This window comes from Stenotrophomonas sp. HMWF023 (assembly GCF_003060985.1).
Lineage (GTDB): Bacteria > Pseudomonadota > Gammaproteobacteria > Xanthomonadales > Xanthomonadaceae > Stenotrophomonas > Stenotrophomonas lactitubi.
On sequence record NZ_QAIJ01000255.1, the window covers coordinates 10,399 to 15,481 of the forward strand.

Sequence of the window (5,083 nt, forward strand, 5' to 3'; positions counted from 1 at the left end):
ACTGCCGCCCTCGATGCTGGAACGCTTCGGCACCACCGACCATCCCACCGGGAACACGCCATGACCTCGATGCCGCTGATCCGCTGCCTGCTGCCGATGCTTGCCGGCTTGTTTTTCGCTGCGATTGTGCACGCACAAACGCCGCAGCAACCGTTGACCGGGCAGATGCTGGGCGGCGCGACGCCTGCGCCGGCAGCCGCCCCCCTGCACAGCGAACCGTTGGCCACCGTGGACGTATCGCCGCTGCCGGCCGCCCCGCCCATTGCAGCTCCCGCAGCCCCTCAAGCCGCGCCTGATTTCGGCGGCACGCAGTTGCAGCCCAACACCTCACAGATCGGCGACACCACACGCAGCCTGTTCCGCCTGCAGGCGTCCGGCGAGGTAGCCGGCGCGCGCCTGCCGATCCTCGGTGACCAGGCCACGTCCAGCTACGCGCGTTACCTGAAGAGCTTCCAGTACGACATACCGCAGTTCTTTGAAACCGACGTCGCCAAGTCCGCAGGATCCTCCCGATCCGGACGCTGAGGTCTACCATGAACCGAGCACGCCACATCAGCTTCAGTCGCCCGCGCGGCGGTATGTCGGTCACCATGATGCTGGTGATGATCGCGCTGCTGGCAATGCTCGGCCTGGTCGAGATCGGCTTCCTGTTCTGGGCCAAGCGCGATGCACAGAAAGTGGTCGATCTGGCCGCGCTGGCAGGCGCACAACGGCTCGACCTGTGCAACGCCAGCAATGCCGACAACAGTGCGGCCCGGCAGAGCGCGCTCTCGCAGAACCGCTTCCGCGGACAGGTGCAGATCCAGTGCGGCAACTGGAATGCCACCCGCGGAACGTCAGACCACTTCAGCCCGAGCGTGGACGCCAGCAATCCACGCAATGCGGTGCGCGTCGTCGCCGAACGCGGCGTGCTGCCGTTCTTCGGCCAGAACCGTACGTTGCCCACCCTGCGCGTGCAGGCGGTGGCAAAGCGTTCGGAACCGACCGCGGTGTTTGCGGTGGGTTCGCAGCTGCTGCGCACCAATGGCAACTCACCCTTGATGGCGACCCTTCGCCTGGTCGGCCTGGACGTTACCAACGCGACGGTGTTGTCCTACGACGGTCTGGCGCAGGCCACCATCACTCCATCAGGGCTGTTGGCTGCGCTGGGCATCCCGGTCACCGCGGACCTCAGCGTGGCCGACTTCAACAGGCTGCTGTCGATCAACCGCATCTCGCTGGCGCAGCTGGTCAATGCCACCGCCACGGTGGTCGGCCGCGACACCACCGTCGGCGTACAGCTGCAGGCGCTGTCCAACCTGGTCGGCACCCGGCTGGACATCAACCAGCTCAATATTCTTCTGGGCAGCCAGAACGGCGGCGGCGGTCTGTTCGCGCAGGTGATCTCGCCGGACGGTACCATCGGCAGCGCATTGGAATCACGGGTCAATGTGCTGGATCTTGTCACCGCCGCGATCTCCATCGCCAACGATGGCAATGGCGTGCAGGTGCAGGGCTTGAACCTGCTGGGCATCGACATCAAGGCCGGCGTGGTGGAACCGCCGTCGATCGCCATCGGCGGTGTCGGCGCACGTGCCTACAACGCGCAGGTGCGGCTGATGGTGGACGTCGACAGCGACCGCCTGTTCGCGATCGGCCCACTACTGAACCTGCTCGGCACCCGCCTGCGTCTGCCACTGCACGTGGATGTGGCCAATGCGATGGGAACGTTGACCAGCATCCAGTGCGGGGCGACGCCACCGACGGCCACCGTCCAGGTCGATTCCTCGGTGCTGCGCGCCTGCGTCGGCAAGGTCAATGCGGCCGATCGTTTCTCCAAGAGCAACGTCTGTGACGCGACCCTGCAGAACGAGCAGTTGTTGAAGCTGCTGGGTCAACCCTTGATCAACGACAAGATCACCCTGCCGGCGCTGACCAGCACGCAGAGCCTGACCCTGGCCGCCGGCCAGACCGGCTCAACCCGGATCAACCCGTTGGCCGTCGGCACCGCCGTGTCCGATCTGGTCAACGAACTGCTGCGCGTGCTGTCAGGCATGCTCAGCTCGCCCAAGCAGGGCATGAACGCCAATGACACCGCCAAGGCATTGGCCGACCGTTACCTGCAGGCCGCCTTCCCCAGCGGCGGGCGCTACAACGTGGACCAGGTGATTCCGTTGCTGCGCGATGGCGATCCGTCGCGCAACCTCGCACCGCTGGGCAACTGGACAGTTACCAAAGGCGTACCCAAGCCCTGCCTGCTTGGCCTGACCACCTGCTGGGAAGATGGCTCGGTGTGGACGGGCTATCGCACCACCGTGACCGGCCAGGGCCTGGGCCTGCTCGACGGCCTGCTCGGCTCGCTGGTGGGTGGGCTGCTGATCAACCGCTGCGACAGCCTGCTGGGCAACCTGATCGACTACAACGGCTGCGTGCGCACCAACCTGGCGTCCTACATCCAGACCGCCCCGGCCGGATTCCTCGATGGCCAGAACGGTGGCGGGGTAACCACTCCGGGCAACAACGTGAGCTGCAGCGGCCTGCTGTGCGCGCTGCTGAATCCGGTGCTGGCCGCGCTCAAGCCGGTGCTCAACAGCGTCGGCACCCTGCTGACCAATACCCTGGCCAGCCTGCTCGGGCTGGAACTGGGCCGCACCGATGTCAGCATGCAGTCGATCCAGTGCAGCTCGGCGCAGCTGGTCTTCTGACCCGCGTGGGCGCCGGTTGGCGGCGTCCGCGCCCATGCTAGACTCGCGGCGGGGAACCACTTTCAACTCAACCCACACTACATCCGTGGATGGTCTAGACATGCGAGAAACTTCAGGGGGCACCGTCTTCGCCCGGTATCCGCGCGGCGCAGCACTGCTGGCCGTGGCCATGATCGTGGTGGCGCCGTCGGCGCTGGCCGCACGTGGCGATCGCACTGCCACCGTCGAGCCGGCCAAGGCCTCACCGGTGGTACGCAACACCGTCGACGAACTCAAGCAGTTGATGGATGCGCAGCAGCTCACCGAGCTGCGTACCACCTACAACGGCAACTACGGCGCCAGCCTGCTGTTCAACGCCAATACCCTGACCTACTACGTGGCCCTGTTCCAGGAGAAGAACTTCTGGCGGGTGATCAAGACCGATGCCGTCGACAACGCCGAGCGTGTCTACCGCACCTTCGCGCAGCAGTCCGAACAGCTGGCGCAGGTCTACATCGACACCACCCGGCTGGAAGCCGGCAAGCGCTACACCGAGCGCCTGGTGGCCTACAACGAAGAACGCCTGCGTACCCTGCAGCAGGAAATGGAACAGCAGCAGGCGCAGTCGGCGCAGGTCAGCGCAGCGCTGCAGCAGGCCCAGCAGCAGGCGGTCAGCCTGAGCACCGACGTGCAGAGCACCAACAGCCAGCTCGATGCGCTGCAGCGCCGGATCCAGATCCTGCAGGCCGAACAGGGCAACCCGGAGCTGAGCCTGCCCAAGCCGGATGCAGCTGCGGCACCGGCCGCCGCCAGCGACGGCCGCTGAAGCTTACCTGGCCTGTAAACCAGAACGGCACCTTCGGGTGCCGTTTTTCGTTGTACTCAACGACAGGCTTCGCGCACCGCGTCATCCAGCTGCCTGCGCTGCAGGTAATCGAGCCTGCGCGGCTTGGCCAACGTTTTCACCTGCTGCTGGCGTGCCCGCTCGCAGGCTTGCGGGTCGGCCGTGATCGATATCAGCACGCCCTGCGCGCGCCCGCGCCGTGGCGTCCGCTTGGCGCCACGGCGGGCAGGCTGCACGGCTGCAGGTAGCGGTCCGCGCGCCTTCGACTCCACAGCGGGCACTTCCCAGCGCCACTCCGCCTGCCCTTGGCAGGGCATCTGCTGATAGACCGGATGCTCACCATCGGTGCATTTGTAGACGTTGGTCTGCGCCGCCGCGACAACCGCCAACAGCACTCCAGGCAGCACTCCCCACATCGGCATTTTCATGGCTGGCCCTCGCGCGTCCGATAGCGATGGTTGCCATCAGTAGGGGCCTGCCGCCAGAGCGAGTCACGTCAGCGCAACGAACCCGTCAATCCGCCACAGCCGTGCAATGCACACGGCACATCGTGCGCTGTACTGCCGCAGGCGCCGGCGAACCCGCAGGCGTCTTACCTCCCTTCCGCCAAGGAACCTGCAATGAGCAATTTCGTGACCGTCAACGATGGCGCCCGCATCTTCTACAAGGACTGGGGCACCGGTGAGCCTGTCGTATTCGCCCATGGCTGGCCGTTATCGTCCGATGCCTGGGACCCGCAGATGCTGTTCATGGGCCAGAACGGCTACAGGGTGATCGCCCACGATCGTCGCAGCCATGGCCGCTCCAGCCAGACCTGGGATGGCAACAACATGGACACCTATGCCGACGACCTCGCTGCGGTTCTGGACGCGCTGGACGTGAAGGAGGCGATCCTGGTCGGCCATTCCACCGGCGGTGGCGAAGTGGCCCACTACATCGGCCGCCACGGCAGCACGCGCGTGGCCAAGGTGGTGCTGGTCGGCGCGGTGCCGCCGTTGATGCTGAAGACCGCCAGCAATCCGGCCGGCACTCCGCTGGAGGTCTTCGACGGCATCCGCAAGGGCACTGGTGGTGACCGTTCGCAGTTCTTCAAGGATCTGGCCACGCCGTTCTTCGGCGCCAATCGTGATGGCAACAGCGTCACCGAAGGCATGCGTGATTCGTTCTGGCTGCAGGGCATGCTGGGCGGCGTGAAGGGCCAGTACGACTGCATCCACGAGTTCTCGGAAGTGGACTACACCGAAGACCTGAAGAAGATCGACGTGCCGGCGCTGGTGGTACACGGCGATGACGACCAGATCGTGCCGTTCGACGCCTCGGCCAAGCTGTCTTCGAAGATCATCAAGGACGCCGAACTGAAGGTGTATGCCGGTGCGCCACACGGCCTCACCCTTACCCATGCGGATCAGTTCAACGCCGACCTGCTGGCGTTCGCACGCAGATGACGTATCGCGGCGGCGCTCCGGCGCCGCCGCGCCTGCGGTAGTGCCGGTCGCTGGCCGGCAACCGCATTCCCCCCGACCAGAACCGCGTTCAGCCGGCCAGCGGCCGGCTCTACCATGGGGCCATCAGATAT

5 protein-coding genes are annotated in these 5,083 nt (G+C 65.7%); 4 read left to right on the forward strand and 1 reads right to left on the reverse strand.

The features are described 5' to 3' along the window. Positions 1-60 precede the first annotated feature (60 nt). The 3 genes from DBR20_RS14305 to DBR20_RS14315 all read left to right on the forward strand — a co-directional run bounded on the left by DBR20_RS14305 (position 61) and on the right by DBR20_RS14315 (position 3,489). Positions 61-525, forward strand: a complete 465-nt coding sequence (locus DBR20_RS14305) for a DUF3613 domain-containing protein (protein WP_108266631.1) — start codon at positions 61-63, stop codon at positions 523-525. Between the two features lie 8 nt (positions 526-533). Beyond that, positions 534-2,684, forward strand: coding sequence for a TadG family pilus assembly protein (locus DBR20_RS14310; RefSeq protein ID WP_108266632.1), 2,151 nt, complete (start codon positions 534-536; stop codon positions 2,682-2,684). A gap of 100 nt (positions 2,685-2,784) precedes the next feature. Then, positions 2,785-3,489: a DUF2968 domain-containing protein gene (locus DBR20_RS14315; protein ID WP_108266633.1), complete on the forward strand. Its 705-nt coding sequence runs from the start codon at positions 2,785-2,787 to the stop codon at positions 3,487-3,489. 56 nt (positions 3,490-3,545) lie between these two features. Here the strand turns inward: DBR20_RS14315 and DBR20_RS14320 are convergent, their stop codons facing one another. Beyond that, a complete protein-coding gene (locus DBR20_RS14320; protein WP_108266634.1) occupies positions 3,546-3,935 on the reverse strand; it encodes a hypothetical protein in 390 nt (129 codons plus the stop codon). A gap of 192 nt (positions 3,936-4,127) precedes the next feature. Between DBR20_RS14320 and DBR20_RS14325 the strand changes: the two genes are divergently transcribed. After that, positions 4,128-4,952, forward strand: coding sequence for an alpha/beta hydrolase (locus DBR20_RS14325; RefSeq protein ID WP_108266635.1), 825 nt, complete (start codon positions 4,128-4,130; stop codon positions 4,950-4,952). The last annotated feature ends 131 nt before the right edge of the window (positions 4,953-5,083 follow it).